The sequence below is a fragment of the Roseicyclus marinus genome (assembly GCF_030163795.1).
GTDB lineage: Bacteria > Pseudomonadota > Alphaproteobacteria > Rhodobacterales > Rhodobacteraceae > Roseicyclus > Roseicyclus marinus.
The window spans coordinates 264,881-289,553 of sequence record NZ_JASJOF010000002.1 but is presented as its reverse complement, the minus strand read 5'-3'; the positions used below and the strand labels follow the sequence as shown (position 1 = coordinate 289,553).

Below are 24,673 nucleotides of genomic sequence, written 5' to 3'. Positions count from 1 at the left end.
GGTTTCGTGGGGGATCTTTCGGGGCTGCGGCTTGTCTGGCAAGCTGCGGATCAAGAGTGATCCAGGGAGGGCGCGCCCATGCCGAGCCGTCGCATGATTGTCGGGTTTCTTGCCCTTGCCCCGGCGGGCCTTGTGCTGGCGCGTCCGGCGCGTGCAGCCGAGCCGATGGTGTTCCAGCCCCGAGGCGTCGCGATCCACGGGATCGACCCGGTCGCTTATTTCGCCGAGCAGGGGCCCGTGCCCGGCAACCCGGACATCGGCCATGACTGGAACGGGGCGCGGTGGCTGTTCGCGTCGGAGGCCAATCGCGCGACCTTTGCCGCAGAGCCCGAGCGCCATGCCCCGGCCTTTGGCGGTTATTGCGCCTTTGCGGCGTCGCGTGGCTATCTTGCGCCGACGATCCCCGAAGCCTGGTCGATCCACGAAGGGCGTTTGTTCCTGAACGCGAGCCTGCGCGCGCGGCGTTTGTGGAGCGCCGAGTTGCCCGATGTGATCGCCGCGGGCGAGGCGAATTGGCCCGCGATCCTTGGCTGAGCGGTCGGATCACGTTTTCGTAGGATTTCTTTAATCCGTCAGGCTGTGGCCCATATGCATCTCATGACGCCTGGTTCGGAACACCTTGCGTCCATCACTGTCCCTCGTTCCGTGACTTGCGCCCGCGCCCTTGATGGCTGCGGGCGCTTTTTCTTGGGCGCGGGCTGTGGCAGTGTCGCGTCATGACAGAGACACCCTCCGACGATCTGCTTCGCAAGATCCTGCGCACATCGCGCGTTTTCGCCTGTATCGGCGTGTCGCCCAACCCGGTGCGGCCGAGCCATTACGTGGGGCGGTACCTGACGCTGAAGGGCTACCGCGTGGTGCCGGTCAATCCGGGGCAGGCGGGCACGACGTTGTGGGGCGTGGAGGTCAAGGCGCGGCTGGCGGATGTGACCGAGCCTGTCGACGTGGTCGACATTTTCCGCAAGCCCGAGGCGGTGCCCGAGATCGTCGAGGAGGCGCTGGCGCTGGCGCATCGGCCCAAGGTCATCTGGATGCAGATCGGCGTGACCCATGCGGAGGCTGCGGCACGCGCGGAGGCGGAGGGGATCACGGTGATCCAGAACCGCTGCCCCAAGATCGAGTATCAGCGACTGTTTGGCGAGCTCAGGATGGGCGGGTTCGCCACGGGGATCATTTCGTCGAAGCTGTGAAGGTGGGCGGAAATCTGCAGATTTCCGGATGGGAAAACTGCAGTTTTCCCGGACGAAAAACTCGAGTTTTTCGGCTTAGCGGGCGGCTTTTTCGGCGATGCCGGATTGGCCCTGCCGCCGGTCGAGTTCCGCCAGCACATCGTCGAGCGTCACGTCGCGGGCGGCGAGCATGACGAGGAGGTGGTAGAGGACATCCGCGGCCTCCGCCGTCAGGCGGTCGCGGTCGCCCTTCACGGCTTCGATGATGGCCTCCACGGCTTCCTCGCCGAATTTCTCGGCCGCTTTCTCGGGGCCTTTGGACAGGAGTTTCGCGGTCCAGGAGGTGTCCGGATCGGCGCCCTTGCGCGCGGCGATGGTGGCGGCGAGCCGGGAGAGGGTGTCGTCGCTCATGGTCGGCCTCAGTTCAATCTCATGGGAATGCCTGCGGCGGCCATATGCGCCTTGGCCTCGGCGATGGAATAGGTGCCGAAATGGAAGATGGAGGCGGCGAGAACCGCGCTTGCATGGCCTTCGGTCACGCCTTCGACGAGGTGGTCGAGCGTGCCGACGCCGCCCGAGGCGATGACGGGGACGGGGACGGCATCGGCCACCGCGCGGGTGAGGGGCAGGTTGAAGCCTGATTTGGTGCCGTCGCGGTCCATAGAGGTCAAAAGGATTTCGCCCGCGCCCTTGGCCACGACCATGCGGGCAAACTCGACCGCGTCGATGCCGGTGGGTTTGCGGCCGCCATGGGTGAAGATCTCCCACTTTCCGGGGGCCACGGTCTTGGCGTCGATGGCGACCACGATGCACTGGCTGCCGAAGCGGTCGGCGGCGCGCGCCACGACATCGGGGTCGGCCACGGCGGCGGAGTTGAAGCTGACCTTGTCGGCCCCGGCGAGCAGCAGGTTGCGGACATCCTCGACCGTGCGGACGCCGCCGCCGATGGTCAGCGGCATGAAGCATTGTTCGGCCGTGCGGGTGGCGAGGTCGTACATCGTGCCGCGATTCTCGTGCGTGGCATGGATGTCGAGGAAACAAAGCTCGTCGGCGCCCGCGGCATCATAGGCCTTGGCCTGTTCCACGGGATCGCCCGCGTCGATCAGATCGACGAAATTCACGCCCTTGACCACGCGGCCATCGGCGACATCGAGGCAGGGGATGATCCGGGTCTTGAGCATGGAAGCTGCCTAGCCGATTGGCGGGGGTGAGGGAAGGTGGCGTTCTGCCGTCCGTATTTGGGGGAAGATGAAGGATCAGGCCAGCGTCGCCAGCGCCTCGGCCAGATCGAGGGCCCCGTCGTAGAGCGCGCGGCCCGAGATCGCGCCCGCGATGACGCCGGTGTCGCGCAGGGCGATGAGATCGGCAAGCGACGAGACGCCACCGCTGGCGATGACGGGGATGGAGGTGGCGCGCGCGAGATCGGCGGTGGCTGCGATGTTGGGGCCGCCCATCGCGCCGTCGCGGTCGATATCGGTGTAGATGATGGCCGCGACCCCCGCATCCTCGAAGGCGTGGGCGAGGTCGGTGACCATCACGTCGGTTTCCTCGGCCCAGCCCTTGGTGGCGACGCGGCCTTTGCGGGCGTCGATGCCGACGGCGACCTGACCGGGAAAGGCGCGCGCGGCCTGCCGCACGAGATCGGGGTTTTCGACGGCGACCGTGCCGAGGATGACGCGGGCGATGCCGCGCGAAAGCCAGCCTTCGATCGTCGCCATGTCGCGGATGCCGCCGCCGAGCTGGGCGGGGACGGAGGTGGCGGCGAGGATCGCCTCGACCGCGGCACCGTTCACCGGCTGGCCTGCGAAGGCCCCATTCAGGTCGACGAGGTGGAGCCAGTGGCATCCCGCATCCTGAAAGGCGCGCGCCTGTGCGGCCGGATCGGTGTTGAAGACGGTCGCCTGATCCATCGCGCCGCGCAGGAGCCGGACGGCCTGACCATCCTTGAGGTCGATGGCGGGGTAGAGGATCATCGGGTAGGCCTTTCGCTGCAATTCCCGGCGCTTTTGGCAAAGCGCGGGGGAAGGGGCAAGGGCGGGCCGTTTCGCAACGTCACGCTGGACAAGATGCGGGCGCTTTTCGCAGGTTTGCGCCACGGGTCCATGGGAGGAGAAACACCGTGCGTAAGATCATTCTGGGCGTCGTTGCGGCCCTGTCGATGGCGGGCAGCGCCATGGCGGACGAGTTGATCGGGGATTGGCGCACCGCGCCAGACGACAACGGCAACACCGGCATCATTCGCATCACCCAATGCGGCGCAGCGCTGTGCGGGACGTTGGTGCAGGCCTTCGACGCGTCGGGGGCGAACATGCAAAGCGACAATGTCGGCCGCCAGATCATCTGGGACACAAATCCGACGGGCGAGCCGGGTCAGTATCGCGGGATGCTCTATTCGCCGGACCGGGATCGGGAATACCGGTCGCGGTTGCAGCGGACGGGCAATGGTTTGAGCGTGTCGGGCTGCGTCATGGGCGGCGCTGTCTGCCGCGAGGGCGGTGTCTGGAGCCGCGTCAACTGAACCTCAGGCGCGCGGGGCGCGCTGCGCGTCAGGGTCGCCAGTCGAGGAAATTGGCGATCAGGCGCAGCCCCGCGCGCTGGCTTTTCTCCGGGTGGAATTGTGCGCCCACCACGTTGCGGGTGCCCACGACGGCCGTGACCGGCCCGCCGTAATCGACATGCGCCAGAAGATGAGCGGGCTCAGTGGTCTGCATGGCGTAGGAATGGACGAAATAGGCGTGATCGCCGGTTTCGATCCCCGCCAGAACCGGGTGGGTCTGGTCGATCACCAGATCGTTCCAGCCCATATGCGGAACCTTTAGCGCCGGATCGGCGGGGGTGATGCGCGTCACCTCGCCCGGGATCCAGCCAAAGCCGCGGACATCCTCGTATTCGCGGCCCCATGAGGTCAGCATCTGCATCCCGACGCAGATGCCCAGAAAGGGCACGCCGCGGGTTTCGACGGCCTCCACCAGCGCCTCCTCCAGCCCGTCGATGGCCTGAAGGCCGCGACGGCAGGCGGGAAAGGCCCCGTCGCCGGGCAGGACGATCCTGTCGGCGCGGGCGACCGCATCGGGGTCGGCGGTGACGAGGACAGGGCCGTGCCCGCCCTCCTCCGCCATGCGCTGGAACGCTTTCTCGGCGGAATGCAGATTGCCCGAGTCGTAGTCGATCAGGACCGTCGTCATCGGATCAGAGCATCCCCTTGGTCGAGGGGATGGCATCCGATTGCCGGGGATCGGGTTCGACCGCCTCGCGCAGGGCGCGGGCGACCGCCTTGAAGGCGGCCTCGGCGATGTGGTGGCTGTTGATTCCTGCGAGTTTCGTCACATGCAGCGTGAGGCCGCCATGGGTCGAGAGCGCCTGAAAGAATTCGCGCACCAGTCCGGTGTCGAAGGTGCCGATCTTCTGGGTGGGAAACTCCACGTCCCAGACCAGATAGGGCCGCCCCGACAGGTCGAGCGCCGCGCGCAGGAGCGCGTCATCCATGGCGAGGTGGAAGCTGCCGTAGCGGCGGATGCCGCGCTTGTCGCCCAAGGCTTGTGTCAGCGCCTGACCCAGCGCGATGCCCACATCCTCGACGCTGTGGTGGTCGTCGATGTGCAGGTCACCCTCGCAGCGGATGGTCAGGTCGATCAGCGCGTGGCGGGCCAATTGGTCGAGCATGTGGTCGAAGAAGCCCACGCCCGTCTGGTTGTCATGGCGTCCCGTGCCGTCGAGGTTCACCGTGATCTCGATCGCGGTCTCGTTGGTCTTGCGGGTGATGGTGGCTGTGCGCATGGCGGCCGCTCCGTCTGGTTCGGGGGTTCTATAGACGCGGGGGGCGCGCGGGGAAAGGGCGCGTCAGAGGCCGAGGAGGTGGAAATAGGCCTGCGTGACATCGCGCCAACGGTAGCGGCGGCGGGCGATGGCGCGCAATTCGGCGGCCATGCCGTGGGCGAGACGCGGATCGGTCAGGACCGGGATCAGGGCCCGCAAACTGCGGGCGCTGTCGAAATAGGCTGCCGCCCCGCCGGTGGTCGCGCGGTTGAAGCTGCAATCCCAAGCGGCGACGGGGCGGCCGATCCCCATCATCTCGACGAGGGCCGGGTTGGTGCCGCCGGCGGAATGGCCATGCAGGTAGAGCGTTGCGCGGCTGCGGATCGCGCGCAGGCGCCCGGGGTCGTATTCGGCGTCGAGGAGGCGGATATGGGGATGATCCGCGTAGCGGCTGCGGAGCGCGCGGCCATGGCCCGTCGCCTGCCAATTGGCCATGGCCACGAGCGGCAGATGGGACGGGTTTTCGGTGAAGGCCGCGAGGATGGTGGCGAGGTTGTTCTCGGGTTCGGCGCGCGCCAGCGCGAAGGCATAGGCGGGCGGCAGGGCGAGATCGTCGATGGGCGCGGGTGTTGTGGACAGCGCATGTTCGTGGCCATAGGCGATTTCGACCGGCTCGCGGCCGTAGCTTTGGCGGATATGGGTGGCGATCTCGGGATTGTCGGCGATGATCACATCGGCGTGGCGGGCAGCCATCGCCTCGGAGCGCCGGAGGATGGTGCGGGCGAGGCGGCCCCATTTGGGGCGCTGCCATTCGATGCCGTCGAGATGGGCGATGATCCGCATGCGCGAGCGGGCGCGGATGAAGGGCAGGGCCATGGCCCCCGAGACCCCCAGAAGCAGCGCCGCGTCATGGTCGGTTTGCGCGGCCTGCCGCAGCGACAGCGCGTCATAGGCGATGGATTGCGCGCCATTGGCCGACAGCGGGAGGTAGTGCAGATGCGCGCCTCGGTAGCTTGCCGGACGCTCGGGGCCGGTTTGCTTGGCGCTGCACCAGACGGTGAACCTGTCCGAGAGGCCCTGCGCTTCGGCGGCGTGGATAAGCTCGGTCGCGAGCGTTTCGAAGCCGCCGTAGCGGGCGGGCACGCCCACCGTGCCGAGGAGGGCGATTCGACCCGTGGTCGGGGTGGAGCCGGTCATGGATGCGGGCGCGGGGCCGGGGGGCGGTGTGCTGTCCCGGCGCGGCGCGTCAGGCCGGGCGGGACGAGGGCTGGGGGCACCGGACGGTCCGGGGGGATGTGGGCATGACGAGAACCTGACTGGTTACACACTGATGGTAGGCTGGTTCTACGGGTGCGAGGCTATCAGGATCGGGGCGGGGTTCAAGCCGGACGCGCAGGGCCGGGGCCGCATGAGGGGGGGGGCTGAAACGGAAGAAGCCGGGACCTTTCGGACCCGGCTTCTTGCGACTGGAGCGGGTGATGAGATTCGAACTCACGACCCTTACCTTGGCAAGGTAATGCTCTACCCCTGAGCTACACCCGCTCTGTGGAGGCGGTGTTTAGGGCCAAGTGCGGGGGCGTGCAAGGGGGAATTTGCGCCCCCGGGCGCGGTTTTCGCGCGGCCGCCGCGGCCTGTCTCAGGCGGGGGGAAAGAAGGCCGCGGGCGGGCGCATCTGGGGAAGGGCGCGCATCCGGTCAAGCCAGTCTTTCATCGCGGGCGTGGGGGTCATCCCGGCCTCGGGGAGCCATTGGGTATAGCCCCAGATGGCGCAATCGCCGATGCCGGGCGCCTGCCCGTGAAAGAACGGACCCGCCCCCAGCAGGAGGTCGAAGCGGGCACAATCGGTGCGGTAGCGGGCGGTCAGCCAGTCGATCACATCGGGCGGATAGCCACGGCCGTCGTCCAGGCGGGCCTGTTTGAGTTGCGGCAGGCACATGCCGATGCGGTTCGCCTCCCACAGGAGCAATTCGCGACCCCGACGCAGACCTTGCGGGGTGTCGCCGCCGAGGCAGGCAAAGCGCGTGGCAAGCTCCAGCAAGATTGCGCCCGATTGCACATGGGCCGCGCCGTCGATCATCAGGACCGGCACCTCGGCGGCGGGATTGGCTGCGAGAAAGGCCGCGGGCCGCGTCTCGGCCGGGGCCCAGATGTCGACGGTGACCGTCTCATGGGGCAGGCCCGCAAGGGACAGTGCCAGCGCCACCTTGCAGGCATGGCCCGAGTCGGCATGGCCGTAGAGCAGGAGGTCGGTCACAACTTGGCCCTTTGCGCTGCGCGCGGCCGACCGGGACATGGCCCGGCCGGGGCGCCATGTGGGATCATTCCAGTTCGATCAGCAGGTCCTTGGCGTCGATCTGGCCGCCGGGGGTGACATGGATGGCTTTGACCACCGCGTCGCGTTCGGCGTGAAGGCCGGTTTCCATCTTCATCGCCTCGATGGTTAGTAGAAGATCGCCCGTCTTGATCTTGGACCCCGCCGTGACGGCGACCGAGGCCACGACGCCCGGCATCGGCGCGCCGATATGGGCCGGGTTGCCGGTCTCTGCCTTGGCGCGCTTGACGGTCTTGGCCGCGATCTTGCGGTTGGGGACGCGGATCATCCGGGGTTGGCCGTTAAGTTCGAAGAAGACCTTGACCTCGCCGTCATCGGTGGTCTCGCCCACGGCCTGAAGCTGGATCACCAGTGTCACGCCGGGGTCGATTTCCGCCTCGATCTGTTCGCCGGGTTCCATCCCATAAAAGAAGGTGCGGGTGGGCAGGGTGCGGACCGGGCCATAGACCTTGTGGCGCGCGGCATAGTCGGTGAAGACCTTGGGATACATGAGATAGCCCATCAGATCCTCGCCATCGACCTCCATCTCGAGCGTGTCGGAAAGCTCGGCGCGGGTCTTGTCGAGATCGACCGGCGGCACGCGCAGGCCGGGGCGGTCGAGCACCGGCGCCTCGTCCTTGAGGATCTTTTTCAGGATGCCGGGAGGAAAGCCGCCCGGCGGCTGGCCCAGATTGCCGCGCATCATGTCGATGACCGAATCCGGGAAAGCGACCTCTTTTTCCGGGTTTTCCACGTCGTCGCGCGTCAGGCCCTGAGAGACCATCATCAGAGCCATGTCGCCCACCACCTTGGAGGAGGGCGTGACCTTGACGATATCGCCGAACATCCGGTTCACATCGGCATAGGTCTGGGCGACCTCGTGCCAGCGGTCTTCCAGCCCCATGGAGCGCGCCTGCGCCTTGAGGTTGGTGAACTGGCCGCCCGGCATCTCGTGCAGATAGACCTCCGACGCCGGGGCCTGCATGCCGGATTCAAACGCGGCGTAATGGGCGCGGACGGCCTCCCAGTAATCGCTGATCTCGCGGATCGCCTTGATGTCGAGGCCGGTGTCGCGGTCGGTGAATTGCAGCGCCTCGACGATGGTGCCGAGCGTGGCCTGTGACGTGTTCCCCGACAGCGCATCCATCGCGCAATCGACCGCATCGACGCCCGCCGCGGAGGCCGCAAGGATCGTGCCGCAGGCGATGCCCGCCGTGTCATGGGTGTGGAAATGGATGGGCAGGTCCACCGCATCCTTGAGCGCCGGGATCAGCACGGCGGCAGAGGCCGGTTTCAAAAGGCCCGCCATATCCTTGAGACCCAATACATGGGCGCCCGCGGCCTCCAGCTCCTTGGCCATTTTCACGTAGTATTTGAGGTCATACTTGGCGCGGTCGGGATCGAGGATATTGCCGGTATAGCAGATCGTGCCCTCGCAGATCTTGCCAGCGTCCTGCACGGCATCCATGGCGACGCGCATGTTCTCGACCCAGTTGAGGCTGTCGAAGACCCGGAAGATGTCGACGCCGCTGTCGGCCGCCTGTTTGACGAAGCCCTGCACCACGTTGTCGGGGTAATTGGTGTAGCCCACCCCGTTCGCACCGCGCAAAAGCATCTGGGTCATGATGTTGGGCATGGCCGCGCGGATGTCGCGCAGGCGCTGCCACGGGCATTCCTGCAAGAAGCGGTAGGCGACATCGAAGGTCGCGCCGCCCCAGCATTCGACGCTGAAGAGTTCGGGCAGGTTCGCGGCATAGGCGGGGGCGGCCTTGATCATGTCGATCGAGCGCATCCGGGTGGCCAGAAGCGATTGATGGCCGTCGCGCATGGTCGTGTCGGTGATCAGAAGGCGCGTCTGCTCCTTCATCCAGTTCGCCACCGCCTCGGGCCCGTGCTGTTCCAGCAGGTTCCGGGTGCCCGAGGGCGGGGTTTCCGCGCGCAGCGCCGGGGGCTTGGGGTCGCGCGCATGGGCGGCGGGCAGGGGGCGCCCCTCGGTCTCGGGGTGACCGTTCACGGTGATGTCGGCGATATAGGTCAAGATGCGCGTCGCGCGGTCGCGGCGCGGCTTGAAATCGAACAGCTCGGGCGTCTGGTCGATGAATTTCGTGTGGTACTGGTAGTTCAGGAAGGTCGGGTGTTTCAGCAGGTTCTCGACGAAGGCGATGTTCGTCGACACGCCCCGGATGCGGAATTCGCGCAGCGCGCGGTCCATGCGGGCGATGGCCGCCTCGGGCGTGGGCGCCCATGCAGTGACTTTTTCCAGAAGGCTGTCGTAATACCGGGTGATCACCGCCCCCGAATAGGCCGTGCCGCCGTCCAGCCGGATGCCCATGCCCGTCGCACCGCGATAGGCGGTGATGCGGCCGTAATCGGGGATGAAATTGTTGGTCGGATCCTCGGTCGTGATCCGGCACTGGATCGCGTGGCCGTCCAGCTTCACGTCATATTGGCTGGCCGTTCCCGTCGCCTCGGTCAGGCTCTTGCCTTCGGCGATGAGGATCTGGGCGCGCACGATGTCGATGCCCGTCACCTCTTCGGTTACGGTATGTTCAACCTGCACACGGGGGTTCACCTCGATGAAGTAGAATTTGCCCGTCTCCATATCCATCAGGAATTCGACGGTGCCCGCGCATTCGTAATTCACATGCTCGCAGATCTTCTTGCCCAGCATGCAGATTTCCTCGCGCTGGGCCTCGGACAGGTAGGGCGCGGGGGCGCGTTCCACGACCTTTTGGTTGCGGCGCTGAACCGAGCAATCGCGCTCGTAGAGGTGGTAGATGTTGCCATGGCTGTCGCCGAGGATCTGCACCTCGACGTGGCGGGCGCGCAGGATCATCTTTTCGAGATAGCCCTCGCCATTGCCGAAGGCGGCCTCGGCCTCGCGCCGGCCCTCGCGGACCTTTTCGGCCAATTCCTTTTCCGACTGGATCGGGCGCATGCCCCGGCCACCGCCGCCCCAGCTGGCCTTGAGCATCAGGGGATAGCCGATCTCGGCGGCTTCCCGTGCGATGGTCTCCATGTCGTCGCCGAGCACGTCGGTCGCAGGGATGACCGGCACGCCCGCCTCGATCGCGACGCGGCGTGCGCTGGCCTTGTCCCCCAGCGCGCGCATGGTTTCGGCCTTGGGACCGATGAAGGTAATGCCCGCCTTGGTGCAGGCGTCGACGAAATCGGGGTTTTCGGACAAAAGCCCGTAGCCCGGATGGATCGCATCGGCGCCGCTCGCCTTGGCGACGCGGATGATTTCCGGGATCGAGAGATAGGCCGCGACGGGGCCCAGCCCTTCGCCGATCTTGTAGGCTTCGTCCGCCTTGAAGCGGTGCAGGCTCAGCTTGTCCTCTTCGGCGTAGACGGCGACGGTGCGCTTGCCCAGTTCGTTCGCCGCGCGCATGACGCGGATCGCGATCTCGCCACGGTTGGCGATGAGGATTTTCTTGAATTCGGCCATCTGCACACGCGCCTTTCGTCTTGCAACTCATGCTTGTGTAAGGGGCATTCCGCACTGCGGCAACGGTTGAGTGCGTCCCTGCCGCGGATTGCGGGGCCTTTGTTTTCAGGTGAAATCTGTGGGGCGGGCGCGCCCCGCTCAGGTCTTGCCGGCCAGCCGTGCGGGCAGGTCGGAAAGGCTGTTGGCGCCGATCTGCGCCATGTTGGAGGTCATGTCCTTGACAAGGATGTCGTGCCAATGGGCGGGTCCTTCGCGTCCCAGCGCGCCGAGCGCGTAATGCCACGGCCGGCCCATCATCACGAAATCCGCCCCCAGCGCGAGGGCGCGCATCACGTCAAGCCCGCCGGTGATGCCGCTGTCGAAGAGGATCGGCAGGTCGGTCGCGGCGCGGATGCCGGGAAGGACATCGAGGCTTGCGGGTGCGCCGTCGAACTGGCGGCCGGCATGGTTCGAGACCCAGACGGCATCGACGCCCGCGCCTTTTGCCTTGGCGGCCACCTCTTCCTCCATCACGCCCTTGAGCACCAACTTGCCCTGCCAGCCGTCACGAAGCGCACGGACGTATTCCCAATCGGGGGCGGCGCGCAAAAGGTAGCCCACATGCGCGGTCGAGGGCAGCGGCCCGGTCTTGGTCTGGTCGGCATAGCTGTCCATCAGGCGCATCCGCGGCATTCCCGTCGCCTGTATGCCGATGGCCCAGGCTGGGCAAAGCGCCACTTGCGCCAGCAAGCGCGGCGTCAGGCGCGGGGGCTGCACGAGGCCGCCGCGCGTCTGGCGTTCGCGGCGCGAGGCGGCGGGCACATCCACGGTCAGGACGAGGGTGTGAAATCCGGCCTCAAGGGCGCGGCGCAGCATGTCGTCGCGCATCTCGGGGGCGCGGGGCGGATACATCTGGAACCAGCCCTGGTCGCCGATCTCGGCCTTCAGATCCTCGGGCGTGCGGGTGGCCACGGTCGAGAGCGTGTAGGGGATCCCCGCGCGCGCGCCATGGCGGGCAAGGAGGCGTTCCGCCTCGGGCCAGATCAGCCCCGACATGCCAAGGGGTGCGATCCCGAAGGGCGCGGGATAGGTGCGGCCCATCAGGTTGGTGGACAGGTCTGGTGTGATCTCGCCCCGCAGCGCGGCGGGGCGGAACAGCACGGCGTCGAGCGCGGCGCGGTTGCGGATGGTGCTGGTCTCGGCCCCGGTCGCGCTGTCGAGATATTCCCAGACGAAATGCGGGATGCGGCGCCGCGCGCGGGCCTTGAGGTCGGAAAGGGCGGGGTAGCGTGCATGAAGGTCCATGGCGCGCAAGACAACCTTAAGCGGCGGAATTGTCCAGAGCCGCGCCGCACCTCATGCCATCCCCAAGGGGCAGACGATCTGTCCCTTCATCTTTCCACAAATATGCACTGTAACGCCTGCCAAAGGCGAAATCGGAACATTATAAGAACAAACCTTTAAACGCGCAGCGGATGGCTATATCGTCTGCACATGAGCAGGTTCGATGACGACATGGGTGAGTCGGACGCCTTCGAGGCCGCCGCCGCCCGTCCCCTTTCCGCTGGTTCTTTGTCCGCGCAAGCCATGGCCGCGCGGCCCACGCCCTATCTGGACGGGTTGAACCCCGAACAGCGCGCGGCTGTCGAGGCGCTGGAGGGGCCGGTTCTGATGCTGGCGGGTGCGGGCACGGGCAAGACGCGGGCCTTGACCGCGCGGATCGCGCATCTGCTCCTGACCGGCACGGCGCGGCCCAATGAAATCCTTGCCGTCACCTTCACCAACAAGGCCGCGCGCGAGATGAAGTTGCGGGTCGCCAATCTGATGGGCCAGCCGGTGGAGGGGATGCCGTGGCTCGGCACGTTCCACGCGATCTGCGTGAAGCTGTTGCGCCGCCACGCGGAACTGGCGGGGTTGAAGTCGAATTTCACCATCCTCGACACCGACGACCAGGTGCGGCTGATGAAACAGCTGATCCTGGCCGCCGAGATCGACGAGAAACGCTGGCCCGCGCGGCAATTGGCCGGGATCATCGACGGGTGGAAGAACCGCGCGGTGACGCCCGAAAAGGTGCCGGCGGCGGATGCGGGGGCCTTCAACCATCGCGGCCCCGAGCTTTACGCCCAGTACCAGACTCGTCTGCGGGAGCTGAACGCCGTCGATTTTGGCGATCTGTTGTTGCACATGGTCACGATCTTTCAGGCGCATCCCGACCTTTTGGCGCAATACCAACGCTGGTTCCGCTACATTCTGGTCGACGAGTATCAGGACACGAACGTCGCCCAATACCTGTGGCTGAGGCTTTTGGCGCAGGGGCATTCCAACATCTGCGTGGTGGGCGACGATGACCAGTCGATCTATGGCTGGCGCGGGGCCGAGGTGGGCAACATCCTGCGCTTCGAAAAGGATTTTCCGGGCGCCAAGGTCGTGCGGCTGGAACAGAATTACCGCTCGACCATGCATATCCTGGAAGCCGCGAACGGGGTCATCGCGCATAACCGCGAGCGTCTGGGCAAATCGCTGCGCAGCGTGGGCGAGGACGGCGCGCGCGTGCGCCTGATCGGCCATTGGGATGGCGAGGAAGAGGCGCGCTGGGTCGGCGAAGAGATTGAGGCGATGGGGCGCGGCACGCGCGGCATGGCCCCGGTCAGCCCCGATGGCATCGCGATCCTTGTCCGGGCGTCGCACCAGATGCGCGCCTTCGAGGATCGGTTCCTGACCATCGGTCTGCCCTATCGCGTGATCGGTGGCCCGCGCTTCTACGAGCGGTTGGAGATCCGCGATGCCATGGCCTATTTCCGGCTGGTGGTCAGTCCCGATGACGATCTGGCCTTTGAGCGGGTGGTGAATACGCCCAAGCGGGGCTTGGGCGACAAGGCGCAGCAGGTGATCCAGCGCATGGCGCGATCCAATGGCGTGAGCCTTGTCGAGGGCGCTCGGTTGGCGGTCGAGACGGGTGCCATCGGCGGCAAGGGGGCCCGTGAATTGCGCGCCTTCGTCGAGGGGTTGGCGCGCTGGCGCGGGTTGATGTTGGGCGGTCTGCGGGCGGTCGGGCCGGGGGCGGACGACGATCTGGTTAAGGACGAGGGCGCAAGCCCGGAACGGATCAGCCATATCGAACTGGCCGAGCAGATCTTGGACGAGTCGGGCTACACGGCGATGTGGCAGAACGACAAGACGCCCGAGGCGCCGGGGCGGCTCGAGAACCTCAAGGAACTGGTCAAGGCCTTGGAAGGCTTCGAGAACCTGCAAGGGTTTCTCGAACATGTCAGCCTGATCATGGACAATGAAAGCGACGACCAAGAGGAAAAGGTCACGCTGATGACGCTCCATGCCGCCAAGGGGTTGGAGTTTCCCGCCGTTTTCCTGCCGGGGTGGGAGGATGGGCTTTTCCCGTCCCAGCGCGCGATGGACGAGAGCGGCGTCAAGGGATTGGAGGAGGAACGGCGGCTGGCCTATGTGGGCATCACGCGCGCCGAGGAGGTCTGCACCATCAGTTTCGCCAGCAACCGCCGCGTCTATGGCCAGTGGCAGAGCCAGATGGCGAGCCGTTTCGTCGACGAATTGCCGGCCGAACATGTCGAGGTGCTGACGCCATCGGGGCTGCACGGGCACCAGAACATGTCGTCGAGCGCGAGCCCCGTGGCGGGAATGATGCAGGGCAGCGCGCTGCACGAGGCCGCCGCGCGGGCCGATGTCTACAACTCGCCGGGTTGGCGGCGCTTGCAGCAGAATCAGACCCGGCCGGGATTGCGCCAACCCTCGGAGGCGCGGAACATGACGATCGACGCCGAGGCCGTCAGCGTCTTTGGCTTGGGCGACCGGGTGTTTCACCAGAAATTCGGCTATGGCGCGGTGATCGGGATCGAGGGCGACAAGATGGAAGTGGCCTTTGACAAGGCGGGCGAGAAGAAGGTGCTGGCCAGCTACCTTGTCAGCGCGGATGCCGCCGATGATGTGCCTTTTTGAGGCTCAAAGGCTCAGCATCGGGTAGAGCGAGGCCACGAGCAACAGCGCCATGGTGATGTTGAAGACGCGCAGGCGTTCGGGCTCCGCCAGCCAGCGGCGCAGCGCCGTTCCCGCCGCCGCCCAGATCGCGACCGACGGCAGGTTCACCAGCGCAAAGACCACGGGTACGAAGAGCGCGCCCAGCCATCCGGCATCGGCAGGCGCGTAATAGGTCTGGGCATAGATGCCCATGTACCATGCTTTGGGATTTACCCATTGAAACCCCGCCGCCTGCACGAAGGTGAAGGGCCGCCCCGCGGCGCGGGCCGCGTCGGGGGCCGCGGCATTGGCGATTTTCCACGCAAGCCACAAGAGATAGGCGGCGCAGGCGGCCATCAGTGCGGGCCGGAGCCACGGCAGAAGCTCGAACAATCGCAACAACCCCAGCCCGATCAGGGCCACCATCACCGCATGGCCGATCGAGATGCCCAGCATGTGCGGGATCGTGCGGCGCAGACCGAAATTCGCGCCCGAGGCCAGAAGCATGATGTTGTTCGGCCCCGGCGTGATGGACGAGGCGAATGCGAAGACGATCAGGGCAAGGGTCAGGTCAAGGGTCATGGCGGGCAGATTGCGCGCGACCTCGTGCAATGAAACCGCTAATCGTGAGGAAAATCACGTAGCGGTGCAACGAATGACAGAAATAGACGAAAAAGATCGGCAGATATTGCGCATCCTGACGCAGGAGGGGCGGATCAGCAACCTGGAGCTGGCCGAGCGCGTGGCGCTGAGCCCTTCGGCCTGTTCGCGCCGTGTGCAGGCGCTGGAGGCGGCGGGCGTGATCGCGGGCTACCGGGCGGTGCTGTCGGCCGACCGGATGGGGGTGGGCTTCACCGCCTATCTGACCGTCGGCCTGTCCGAACATACCAAGCGGGTGCAGGAGGCGTTCGAGCGCGCGATGCGCGCCGCGCCGGAGGTGCGGGAATGCCACAACATCACGGGGGCGGTGGAGTACCTGCTGCGCGTCGAGGTGACGGACCTGCGCGCCTACAAGCGGTTTCACACCGACATCCTTGGCGCGCTGCCGCAGGTGGCGACGATCACGACCTATGTGGTCATGGGGTCGCCCAAGGATGATCGCGGCTGAGGGAAAGTGTGGCGGCGGACCCCAAGGGAGGAGGAGAGGTCCGCCGCCGCGTCTCAGCGCCTAGGGAGGAGGCGGCGCCGATCCGGTTTGCAAGGCATCTGCCCTGCGAAGGTGTGGCGGCGGGGTCAAGGGAGGAGGAGAACCCCGCCGCCGGGTCTCAGCGCCAAGGGAGGAGGAGGCGCCGATCAGATGTGCAGAGCGCGTGCCCTGCGGAAATCGTGGCGGCGGGGCCAAGGGAGGAGGAGAACCCCGCCGCCGGTCGTCACGGTTCCCAAGGGAGGAGGAAGGAACCGATCCGGTGGTCCGTTGCCGGACCGGGTATTTGCGAACCCACCCAAGGGAGGAGGGGGGCGGATCCGCGAGCGGGGCGACCTAAAGGCAGGAGAAGGATCGCCGCGCCGTGTCGTGTCAGGCAAAAGCCTGCAATTTCTGTGCCGCGCCTCAGGCGCGCTTGCCGTAGGCCGCCTCGAGCGCGATGGAGCGCAGCATCGTGGGGTTCAGGCCAAGGTCGTTCAGTTCGCGCATCGACAGCCCTTGCAATTCACGCAGGGTCTGCCGATAGATGCGGTGGGCGCGCCATGCATCTGCCAAATCCTTGCGGATGTCCGCGATGCGGTCCCCGAAGCTCAGCGCGGCGGTGTTACGGTTGCTCGAAACATATGCCATGTCTTTTACCTTTCCTCGTCGATCGGGGCTGCGCCGGATTGCGCTAACATCGTTCCCCGAGAGGCGCGTTTGTTTTCGCCTCTGTTGAAACCGAAGATAAGCGAATGCTGCGACTGCACAATGCCCGATGATTCAATGCTGCTTTGCAGCAGATGCATGGCTGGGCGTGACGTTGCGTAAGCCGGATCTTGACAGGATGAGCCTTGCGGGGGGTGCCTTTTCGAACCCGCAGTTCCGCCTGTTTTTCCTTGGTATCTTCTTTGCGGTGCAGGCGATCTGGGTGCAGCGGGTAACGCTGGGCTGGCTGGCGTGGGAGCGGACGGGTTCGGCGGGTTTCGTGGGATTGGTCGCGGGTTTGAGCCTTGCGCCGACTTTGGTCCTCGGGCCGCTGTTCGGGGTGATGGCGGATCGGGTGGACATCCGCCGCGCCTCGCTCATCACGAACGGGTCGATGGCCGCCGTTCTGGCGGCGCTGGCGCTGGCCTTGCCTTGGACAGGGCCTGTCGCGCTGGTTCTGGCGGCGCTGGCGATCGGGGTGATTTCCTCGGCGCATCATCCGGTGCGGATGTCGCTGGGGCCGCGGCTGGTGCCGGCAGATATCGTGCAGCATGTCGTCAGCATCACGGCGCTCAATTTCAACCTTGCCCGGCTGGTCGCGCCGGTGCTTGCGGGCTGGGTGATCGCCACGGCGGGGGCGGAGGTGGCGCTGTGGGTGTCGGTCGCGTGCTACATGCCGATGCTGCTGGTGTTGCCGCGGCTCAAGCCCCGCGATCTGCCGCCGCGCCCACGCGCCTCGGTCTTTTCCGATCTGCTGGACGGGATGCGCTATGCCGTGACCGCGCCCTTGGTGCGCGATGCGCTGCTCTTGACGCTGGCTTTTGCCATGGTGGTCCGGGGCGCGCTGGAGGTCTTGCCGGTGCTGGCCGACGGGGCATTCGGGCGGGGGGCCGCCGGTTTGGGCATGCTGACGGCGGCGGCGGGGGCAGGGGCGATATCCTCGGCTTTCCTGAAGGCGGTGGGATTGGGCGCTTTTGGTGCGCGGATAGCGCCTGCCGTCTTGTGGGCCGCGATGGCGGGGCAGGGCGCGGTGGTGGCGATGGGGCTGGCGCCTGTCTGGCCCATGGCATTGGCCGCGACCGTGGTGGCGGGGTTCTGTTCGACATGGGTGGGAGTCAGCATGCAGGCCGCGATCCAGACCGATTTGCCTGATGGCTATCGGGGCCGGGTGATGAGCCTGTGGATCGTGATGGGATTCGGGAGCGTGGCGCTGGGCGCCTTTGCCGTCGGCGGCCTTGCGGAATGGATCGGCATTTCGGCGGCGTTGGCGCTGGCGGGCGTGGCCGGGGCCGCCGCGCAGGGCGCGATCATTCTGGGGATGCAGAGGCGGGGCTGAGGCCCTATGTCTGCGGCAAACACGGCAGGAGGCATGACATGACCCAGACCCGCGACACGATCCTCGAGGCGCTCCGCGGATTGACGCTGCCCGATGGCGGCGACGTGGTGAGCCGCGACATGGTGCGCGCGCTCAAGGTCGAGGGCGGGCGGATCAGTTTCGTGCTGGAGGCCGAAAGCCCCGAACAGGCAGGCAGGATGGAGCCGGTTCGGCTGGCCTGCGAGGGGATGTTGCGCAAGCTCCCCGGCGTGGAACAGGTGAGTGTCGCGCTGACCGCGCATGGCCCCGCGCCCAAGGCCCCGCCCGCGCCGAGCCTGAAATTCGGCGGCCATCCGACGCCGCAGGCCGGGCCGATGAAACCGGCCGGCGTCAAGCGGATCATCGCCATCGGATCGGGCAAGGGCGGCGTCGGGAAATCCACCGTCTCGTCCAACCTGGCGGTGGCGCTGTCGCGGCAGGGCAAGAAGGTCGGGCTGCTCGATGCCGATATCTACGGGCCGAGCCAACCGCGCATGATGGGCGTGAACAAGCGGCCTGCATCCCCCGATGGCAAGACGATCATCCCGCTGGAGGGGCATGGCGTCACGCTGATGTCCATCGGGTTCATGCTGGCCGAGGACAAGGCCGTCGTCTGGCGGGGGCCGATGCTGATGGGGGCGTTGCAGCAGATGCTGACGCAGGTGGAATGGGGCGAGTTGGACGTGCTTTTGGTCGACCTGCCGCCGGGGACGGGCGATGTGGCGATGACGCTCTGCCAGAAATCCGATGTGACGGGCGCGATCGTGGTCTCGACCCCGCAGGATGTGGCGCTTCTGGATGCGCGCAAGGCGCTGAACATGTTCGAGCTGCTCAAGACGCCGGTTCTGGGCCTGATCGAGAACATGGGCGTCTATTGCTGCCCCAACTGCGGGCACGAGGCGCATATTTTCGGCCAGGGCGGCGTTAAGGCCGAGGCCGACAAGCTGGGCCTGCCCTATCTGGGATCGCTTCCCATCGATCTGGAGACGCGGGTGGCGGGCGATGCAGGCGTGCCCATCGCGGCGGGTGACAGCCCCATGGCCGAGGCCTATGCCGCGCTCGCGCGGCGGTTCATCGAGGGCGGCATCGTCTGATCCAACCGGGGATGCGGGGGGGATACGGGGGTGATTCGCCCCGGCCCCGCCCCACCAAGCCCGATTTTTTGAGGGTTTCGCCGGTCTGTCCCAAGTTTTTTGGGCTTTTGTCCCATGCCCGCCCATGCGTGGGATCGGCCCCATATCTTGGGTCCTCTATTCAGCAACACACAACAGGTGGGCGCGCTCAGGGCCGTTTGGGCCCAATATGATGTTTTGTGGCCAGCTCAAATCCCACATCTTGGGAGCATTTCCCAAAAAAAGGGTTTGCGTGGGAAATCCTCCCGTGGCATCTATTGTGCATCGGCAGACGAGATAAACGACAGGCCGCAACGGCCTGAACCAAAAACAAAAAACGGCAGGTTCATACAGGCATCTCCAACGCCAAAAAAGAGATCCGGCGCGCAAGCGAGCAGACATCCCCCCAGGTGGCCTGCGCAGTCGGACACCCAGCAATGGGACGAGAGCGGCGGATCGGGCAGTGGCAGCTTGCTCGATCCGCCGTTTCCGTTCCGGCGGCCAGACTAAGGCCGGAATGAGGCAGCATAAGGGCAACGTCCCGTGGAACGCGAGTTCACCGGCATCAGCCGGAACAAGGTGGATGGAAAGGGCCGGGTGTCTATCCCGGCCAAGTTTCGTCGCGTCTTGCAGAACTGCGATGCCGAGTATGCGCCGGGCGATCCGCTCAAAATGCACATCACCTTTGGCGATCCGACGAAAAAGCATCTCGAATGCTGGTCGGCGGACAGTTACGGGCGGTTGATGGGCAAGATTTCCCGGATGAAATCGGGAACCGATGCGCAGCGGATCATGGTTTATTACTACAAGTCCATGTCGGACACGGTCACGCTGGACGAGACCGGGCGACTGGTTCTGTCGCCCGAGCTGCGCGACAAGATCGACCTGTCCGAAGAGGCGGTCTTTGAGGGCCATGGCGAGAAATTCCACATTCTGAACCCGGCTCAGGCCGATGCGCAGGCCGATGCCTTTGCCGCGATCCTCAAGGATCTGGCGCAGGGGGCCGCGCATTTCGACGCGCTGTCGCTCTTGCCTGACGACGACCCGGTCGGCGCGGAATGACGGGCGCGGAGCGGCAGACCGAAGGCGCGCCGCATGTCCCGGTCCTGTTGCGCGCGCTTCTGGAGACGGTGGCCCCTGTCACGGGTGTCTGGGTCGACGGCACGTTTGGAGCGGGCGGGTATTCCCGTGGACTGCTGCAGGCGGGGGCCGCGCGGGTGATCGGCATTGACCGCGATCCGCTGGCCTTCGATCTGGCCGAGCCTTGGATCGGCGGCTACGGCGACCGTCTGCGGCTGGTGGCGGGGACATTTTCCGAACTTGACCGGCTGGCGGGCGAGCCGGTGGACGGTGTGGCGCTGGATCTGGGCGTATCCTCGATGCAGCTCGACCGGGCGGAGCGGGGGTTTTCCTTCATGAAGGATGGGCCGCTCGACATGCGGATGGGACAAAGCGGGCCGTCGGCCGAGGATCTAGTGAACGAGGCGCCCGAGGCGTTGATCGCCGATGTGCTCTATCATTACGGCGAGGAACGCGCGGCACGGCGCATCGCCAAGGCCATCGTCACGGAACGCACCAAGGGGCGGATCACCTCGACCCTGCATCTGGCGCGCGTGGTCGAGGGTTGCCTGCCGCGCAAGAAGCCGGGGCAAAGCCATCCGGCGACGCGCGCCTTCCAGGCGATCCGGATCGCGGTGAATGACGAATTCCGGCAACTGGCCGACGGGCTTGATGCCGCCGAACGTGCGCTGAAGCCCGGCGGCAAGCTGGCTGTCGTGACCTTTCATTCGTTGGAGGACCGGGTGGTGAAACGCTATCTCGCCGACCGCTCCAGCGAGGGCGGCGGCGGCTCGCGCCATGCGCCGATGGAACAGGCGCGGGTGCCGACCTTTGATCTGACGCCGAAAAAGGCCATCGCGCCCGACGAGACGGAATTGGCGGTCAATCCGCGCGCACGCTCCGCGCGGCTGCGCGTGGCGACCCGGACCGAGGCGCCCGCCGCCCCGGTCGATCGCTCGGTGCTGGGCCTGCCGCAGATGACGGAGGTGTTTTGATGCGCGGTCTGTCGACGCTTGTCTTTCTTCTGGGGGTCGTGGCGTTGGGCTATTGGGCCTATCACCAGACGATCCTGACCCAGCAGGCCGAGCGCCGGGTCGAGCAGTTGCAGCGCGACATCGGCGCGACGCGTGAACGGCTGGCGATCCTGCGCGCGGAATGGGCCTATCTGAACCGCCCCGACCGGCTGCGCGAACTGGCAGATTTCAATTTCGAACGCCTGCAATTGCTGCCGCTGGCGCCCGAGCAATTCGGCCGCGCGGCGCAGATCCCCTATCCCCTGCCGCCCGAGCCCGAGGAAACGCTTCTGGAAAACGCCTCGGGCCCCGAGGCCGGCCCCGACGGAGACCCGGTGCCATGAGCCTGCGCACGCCGCTTCGCCCGCTGGCCCGCGTGCTGGATGCCCGCGCCAAGGGCGAGAACCCCGACGCGATCGAACGCGAGAACCTGCGCTTGCGCCACGAGGCGGGCCGCGACAAGCTGCGACAGCGGGCCGAAAGCCGGTTGTTGCTGATGTCGCTTGTGTTCCTTTTGGCTTTTGGCGCGGTGGGCGCGCGGATGGCAGCCCTTGCCACCACCGAGGCCGAGGAGCCGCGCGTCGCGAGTTCCGGCGCGGTGATCCACACCACGCGGGCCGATATCGTGGATCGGCAGGGGCGGGTTCTGGCGACGAATTTCGCCACCAATGCGCTCTATGCCCATCCCCACGAGATCGTGGATGCCCGCGCCGCCGCCGATGGATTGGCCGAGATCTTTCCCGAGATGGATGCCGAGACGCTTTATCAGCGCTTCACCTCGGAGCGGCGGTTCCTGTGGCTTCGCCGCTACTTGTCGCCCGAGCAGGAACAGGCGGTGCATGATCTGGGCGAACCGGGGCTTTTGTTCGGCCCGCGCGAGATGCGGCTTTACCCCAACGGCCCGATCGCGGCCCATGTTCTGGGCGGCGCGGGCTTCGGGCAAGAGGCGGTTAACGCAGCCGAGGTCATCGGCATCGCGGGCGTCGAGGCGCAATTCGACGCGGTGTTGCGCGATCCGGGCCAGACGGGCCCGCTGACGCTGTCGCTCGACCTGACGGTGCAGGCCACGGTCGAGGAGGTTCTGGCGGGCGGCATGGCGCTGTTGAACGCGCAGGGTGCTGCGGCGGTGATGATGGATGCCCATACCGGCGAGATCATCGCCATGGCGAGCCTGCCCGATTTCGACCCCAACAACCGCCCACGTCCGGCGCTGGAGGGCGATCCGGCGGACAGCCCGCTGTTCAATCGCACGGTGCAGGGCGTCTATGAACTGGGCAGCGTGTTCAAGGCCTTTACCGTGGCGCAGGCGCTGGACCTTGGGCTTTTCAACACGGCCGACATGATCGACACGCGGGGACCCTTGCGGATGGCGGGGTTCAACATCCGCGATTTCCGCAGCTATGGCCCGTCGCAATCGGTGCATGACGTGTTCATCCATTCCTCCAACATCGGCACGGCGCGGATGGCGCAGGTGATCGGCGGCGAACGGCAGCGCGCCTTCCTCGATCTGCTGGGCCTGTTGGAGCCAGCGCCCGTGGAACTGGTCGAAGCCGCCAATGCGCGCCCGCTGTTGCCGCAGCGCTGGGGCGATCTGGCGACGATGACGATTTCCTATGGCCATGGTCTGTCGACCTCGCCCGTCAGCCTTGCGGCGGCCTATGCCTCGTTGGTGAATGGCGGCACGTTGATCCGTCCGACGCTGATGCGGCAGGATGCGCCCCAGCAGGGGCAGCGGGTGATCTCGGAGGCGACGAGCGCCGCGATGCGCGGGCTGATGCGCGCCACCGTGACCGAGGGCACCGCCAGTTTCGGTGAGGTCGCAGGCTATGCCGTGGGCGGCAAGACCGGCACCGCCGACATGCCGCGCGCCTCAGGGGGCTATTACGACGATCGCAACCTCGTGACCTTTGCCGCGGCCTTTCCGATGCATGATCCGCGCTACGTCCTGATCACCACCTTGCAAGAACCCGTTGAGACCTCGGGATCGGAGCCGCGCCGCACGGCCGGTTGGACCGCCGTTCCCGTGGCGGCCGAGATCATCCGCCGCACCGCACCGCTGATGGGATTGAGGCCGGAGATTGAACCTTCCGCCCTCGATGCGCTATCCAGCGCCTCGAGATGAGCGCATCGCCGGGGCGATGGGCCGGGGGACGGGCATGGCGCAAAAAACACGGGCATTGTCCGACCTTGGCCTGACGGCGCGCAGCGGCGGCGATGTCGTGGTGACGGGCGTGGCGCTTGACAGTCGCAAGGTCGAGCGTGGCACGCTTTTCGCGGCACTTCCCGGCACGCGGGTCCACGGAGCGGAATTCATCCCCACCGCGCTGAGCCTTGGGGCGGGGGCCATCCTGACCGATCGGGTGGGCGCAGAGATCGCCGCCGGTGCCATGGCGGGATCACGCGCGGCACTGGTGGTGGTTGAGGATGCCCGCGCGGCCCTTGCCCATGCCAGCGCGCTGTGGTTCGGGGCACAGCCCGACACGGTGGTGGCCGTCACCGGCACCAACGGCAAGACCAGCGTCGCCAGTTTCACGCGGCAGATCTGGTCAGCCCTTGGCCATGACGCGGTCAATATCGGCACGACCGGGGTGGAGGGCGCCTTTGCTGCGCTGGGGCTGCACACGACGCCCGACCCCCTGACGCTACACCGGGTTCTGGCGGATATGGCGGCGGCGGGCGTGAACCATGTGGCGATGGAAGCCTCGTCGCATGGGTTGGACCAGCGGCGGATGGAGGCGGTCAATCTTGCGGCCGCGGGCTTCACCAACCTGACGCAGGACCACCTCGATTACCACGGCGACATGGAAAGCTACTTCCAAGCCAAGCTCAGGCTGTTCACCGAGCTTTTGCCGGAGGATGGCGTGGCGGTGGTGAACCTTGACGACAATTATGGCGCGCGCGTGCGCGACGCCTGCACGCGGCGCGAGATCGAGGTGATCGGGGTTGCGCAATATGCCGATGACGCAGGGTTGAAGATCACCGGGCGGCGGCTGGATGAGACCGGACAGGATGTCCTGTTCCGCTGGCAGGGCCAACCGGTGCAGACGCGCCTGCCGCTGATCGGGGCCTTTCAGGCGATGAACGTGCTGACGGCCGCGGGCCTTGTGATCGCGGCGGGAGAGACGCCGGAAGTGGTGTTTTCCGTCCTTCCGCGGCTGACCGGTGTGCGCGGGCGGATGCAGCTTGCGGGCCGCAGGGCCAATGGCGCCCCGGTTTTCGTCGATTACGCGCATACGCCCGACGCGTTGGAAACCGCGCTCAAGGCGCTGCGGCCGCATGTCCTTGGGCGGCTTGTCGTCGTTTTCGGCGCGGGCGGTGACCGCGACAGAGGCAAAAGGCCCCTGATGGGCAAGGCCGCCGCCGAGAATGCGGATGTCGTCTTCGTCACCGACGACAACCCCAGGTCGGAGGATCCGGCCACGATCCGCGCCGCCATTCTGGCCGCTTGTCCCGAGGCGATCGAGGTCAGCGACCGGGCCGAGGCGATCTTGCGCGGGGTGGATGCGCTGGAACCGGGCGATGCCCTGTTGATCGCGGGCAAGGGGCACGAGACCGGCCAGACTGTGGGCGATGTGGTCTATCCTTTTGACGATGTGGAACAGGCGAGCGTGGCTGTGGCCGCGCTGGAGGGTCGCGCATGAGCGCGCATCTTGG

General features: G+C 66.5%; 23 protein-coding genes and 1 tRNA gene. 12 read left to right on the top strand and 12 right to left on the bottom strand.

The window, feature by feature from the left end; all coding sequences use genetic code 11:
- Positions 1–78: 78 nt before the first annotated feature.
- Both QQK63_RS04220 and QQK63_RS04215 read left to right on the top strand, forming a co-directional pair.
- A complete protein-coding gene (locus tag QQK63_RS04220; RefSeq protein WP_277827223.1) occupies positions 79–534 on the top strand; it encodes a YHS domain-containing (seleno)protein in 456 nt (151 codons plus the stop codon).
- A gap of 182 nt (positions 535–716) precedes the next feature.
- Positions 717–1,190 carry a CoA-binding protein gene (locus QQK63_RS04215; RefSeq protein WP_277827226.1) on the top strand — a complete coding sequence of 158 codons (474 nt, stop codon included), beginning with the start codon at positions 717–719 and terminating at the stop codon, positions 1,188–1,190.
- 75 nt (positions 1,191–1,265) lie between these two features.
- Here QQK63_RS04215 and QQK63_RS04210 read toward each other — a convergent pair whose 3' ends face one another.
- From QQK63_RS04210 to hisA, 3 genes are all read right to left on the bottom strand, one after another.
- Positions 1,266–1,580 carry a phosphoribosyl-ATP diphosphatase gene (locus tag QQK63_RS04210; RefSeq protein ID WP_277827228.1) on the bottom strand — a complete coding sequence of 105 codons (315 nt, stop codon included), beginning with the start codon at positions 1,578–1,580 and terminating at the stop codon, positions 1,266–1,268.
- Between the two features lie 8 nt (positions 1,581–1,588).
- On the bottom strand, positions 1,589–2,350 hold the full coding sequence (gene hisF / locus QQK63_RS04205; protein WP_277827230.1) for an imidazole glycerol phosphate synthase subunit HisF: 762 nt from the start codon (positions 2,348–2,350) through the stop codon (positions 1,589–1,591).
- Positions 2,351–2,425: 75 nt separating this feature from the next.
- Positions 2,426–3,142: a 1-(5-phosphoribosyl)-5-[(5-phosphoribosylamino)methylideneamino]imidazole-4-carboxamide isomerase gene (gene hisA / locus QQK63_RS04200; protein ID WP_277827232.1), complete on the bottom strand. Its 717-nt coding sequence runs from the start codon at positions 3,140–3,142 to the stop codon at positions 2,426–2,428.
- Between the two features lie 146 nt (positions 3,143–3,288).
- Here hisA and QQK63_RS04195 point away from each other — a divergent pair, with 146 nt between their 5' ends.
- Positions 3,289–3,687, top strand: a complete 399-nt coding sequence (locus QQK63_RS04195) for a DUF2147 domain-containing protein (RefSeq protein ID WP_277827234.1) — start codon at positions 3,289–3,291, stop codon at positions 3,685–3,687.
- Between the two features lie 28 nt (positions 3,688–3,715).
- On the opposite strand, the gene hisH is transcribed toward QQK63_RS04195, so the two are convergent.
- The 7 genes from hisH to QQK63_RS04160 all read right to left on the bottom strand — a co-directional run bounded on the left by hisH (position 3,716) and on the right by QQK63_RS04160 (position 11,968).
- Complete coding sequence (gene hisH / locus QQK63_RS04190) at positions 3,716–4,354, bottom strand: imidazole glycerol phosphate synthase subunit HisH (protein WP_277827236.1); 639 nt, start codon at positions 4,352–4,354, stop codon at positions 3,716–3,718.
- A 4-nt stretch (positions 4,355–4,358) separates the two neighbouring features.
- A complete protein-coding gene (gene hisB, locus QQK63_RS04185; RefSeq protein WP_277827238.1) occupies positions 4,359–4,946 on the bottom strand; it encodes an imidazoleglycerol-phosphate dehydratase HisB in 588 nt (195 codons plus the stop codon).
- 63 nt (positions 4,947–5,009) lie between these two features.
- On the bottom strand, positions 5,010–6,122 hold the full coding sequence (locus QQK63_RS04180; RefSeq protein ID WP_277827240.1) for a DUF1972 domain-containing protein: 1,113 nt from the start codon (positions 6,120–6,122) through the stop codon (positions 5,010–5,012).
- A 270-nt stretch (positions 6,123–6,392) separates the two neighbouring features.
- Positions 6,393–6,467, bottom strand: a tRNA-Gly gene (locus tag QQK63_RS04175).
- Between the two features lie 94 nt (positions 6,468–6,561).
- On the bottom strand, positions 6,562–7,179 hold the full coding sequence (locus tag QQK63_RS04170; RefSeq protein WP_277827242.1) for a glutathione S-transferase family protein: 618 nt from the start codon (positions 7,177–7,179) through the stop codon (positions 6,562–6,564).
- Between the two features lie 64 nt (positions 7,180–7,243).
- Positions 7,244–10,684 carry a pyruvate carboxylase gene (locus tag QQK63_RS04165; protein ID WP_277827244.1) on the bottom strand — a complete coding sequence of 1,147 codons (3,441 nt, stop codon included), beginning with the start codon at positions 10,682–10,684 and terminating at the stop codon, positions 7,244–7,246.
- Positions 10,685–10,822: 138 nt separating this feature from the next.
- On the bottom strand, positions 10,823–11,968 hold the full coding sequence (locus tag QQK63_RS04160) for an alpha-hydroxy acid oxidase (RefSeq protein ID WP_277827246.1): 1,146 nt from the start codon (positions 11,966–11,968) through the stop codon (positions 10,823–10,825).
- 189 nt (positions 11,969–12,157) lie between these two features.
- Here QQK63_RS04160 and QQK63_RS04155 point away from each other — a divergent pair, with 189 nt between their 5' ends.
- Positions 12,158–14,632 carry an ATP-dependent helicase gene (locus QQK63_RS04155; RefSeq protein ID WP_277827248.1) on the top strand — a complete coding sequence of 825 codons (2,475 nt, stop codon included), beginning with the start codon at positions 12,158–12,160 and terminating at the stop codon, positions 14,630–14,632.
- A 3-nt stretch (positions 14,633–14,635) separates the two neighbouring features.
- On the opposite strand, the gene QQK63_RS04150 is transcribed toward QQK63_RS04155, so the two are convergent.
- Entirely contained in the window at positions 14,636–15,232 is a 597-nt protein-coding gene (locus QQK63_RS04150) for a LysE family translocator (RefSeq protein ID WP_277827250.1), read from the bottom strand.
- 73 nt (positions 15,233–15,305) lie between these two features.
- Between QQK63_RS04150 and QQK63_RS04145 the strand changes: the two genes are divergently transcribed.
- The gene (locus QQK63_RS04145; protein ID WP_277827252.1) at positions 15,306–15,758 is read left to right on the top strand and encodes an Lrp/AsnC family transcriptional regulator; all 453 of its coding nucleotides are present in this window, start codon (positions 15,306–15,308) and stop codon (positions 15,756–15,758) included.
- A gap of 441 nt (positions 15,759–16,199) precedes the next feature.
- On the opposite strand, the gene QQK63_RS04140 is transcribed toward QQK63_RS04145, so the two are convergent.
- Positions 16,200–16,424: a DUF1127 domain-containing protein gene (locus tag QQK63_RS04140; RefSeq protein WP_277827255.1), complete on the bottom strand. Its 225-nt coding sequence runs from the start codon at positions 16,422–16,424 to the stop codon at positions 16,200–16,202.
- Between the two features lie 196 nt (positions 16,425–16,620).
- Here QQK63_RS04140 and QQK63_RS04135 point away from each other — a divergent pair, with 196 nt between their 5' ends.
- The 7 genes from QQK63_RS04135 (at position 16,621) to QQK63_RS04105 (ending at position 24,660) form a co-directional block, all read left to right on the top strand.
- Entirely contained in the window at positions 16,621–17,817 is a 1,197-nt protein-coding gene (locus QQK63_RS04135) for an MFS transporter (RefSeq protein ID WP_277827257.1), read from the top strand.
- Between the two features lie 38 nt (positions 17,818–17,855).
- Positions 17,856–18,929 (top strand): Mrp/NBP35 family ATP-binding protein, encoded by a 1,074-nt coding sequence (locus QQK63_RS04130; protein WP_277827259.1) that lies wholly within the window; start codon positions 17,856–17,858, stop codon positions 18,927–18,929.
- 561 nt (positions 18,930–19,490) lie between these two features.
- Positions 19,491–20,009 carry a division/cell wall cluster transcriptional repressor MraZ gene (locus QQK63_RS04125; protein ID WP_277827261.1) on the top strand — a complete coding sequence of 173 codons (519 nt, stop codon included), beginning with the start codon at positions 19,491–19,493 and terminating at the stop codon, positions 20,007–20,009.
- A complete protein-coding gene (gene rsmH, locus QQK63_RS04120; RefSeq protein ID WP_277827263.1) occupies positions 20,006–21,001 on the top strand; it encodes a 16S rRNA (cytosine(1402)-N(4))-methyltransferase RsmH in 996 nt (331 codons plus the stop codon). The genes QQK63_RS04125 and rsmH overlap by 4 nt, the downstream gene beginning before the upstream one ends.
- Positions 21,001–21,363 carry a cell division protein FtsL gene (gene ftsL, locus QQK63_RS04115; RefSeq protein ID WP_277827265.1) on the top strand — a complete coding sequence of 121 codons (363 nt, stop codon included), beginning with the start codon at positions 21,001–21,003 and terminating at the stop codon, positions 21,361–21,363. The genes rsmH and ftsL overlap by 1 nt, the downstream gene beginning before the upstream one ends.
- Positions 21,360–23,141, top strand: coding sequence for a peptidoglycan D,D-transpeptidase FtsI family protein (locus QQK63_RS04110; protein WP_277827267.1), 1,782 nt, complete (start codon positions 21,360–21,362; stop codon positions 23,139–23,141). The genes ftsL and QQK63_RS04110 overlap by 4 nt, the downstream gene beginning before the upstream one ends.
- A 34-nt stretch (positions 23,142–23,175) precedes the next feature.
- Entirely contained in the window at positions 23,176–24,660 is a 1,485-nt protein-coding gene (locus QQK63_RS04105) for a UDP-N-acetylmuramoyl-L-alanyl-D-glutamate--2,6-diaminopimelate ligase (RefSeq protein WP_277827270.1), read from the top strand.
- Positions 24,661–24,673 lie beyond the last annotated feature (13 nt).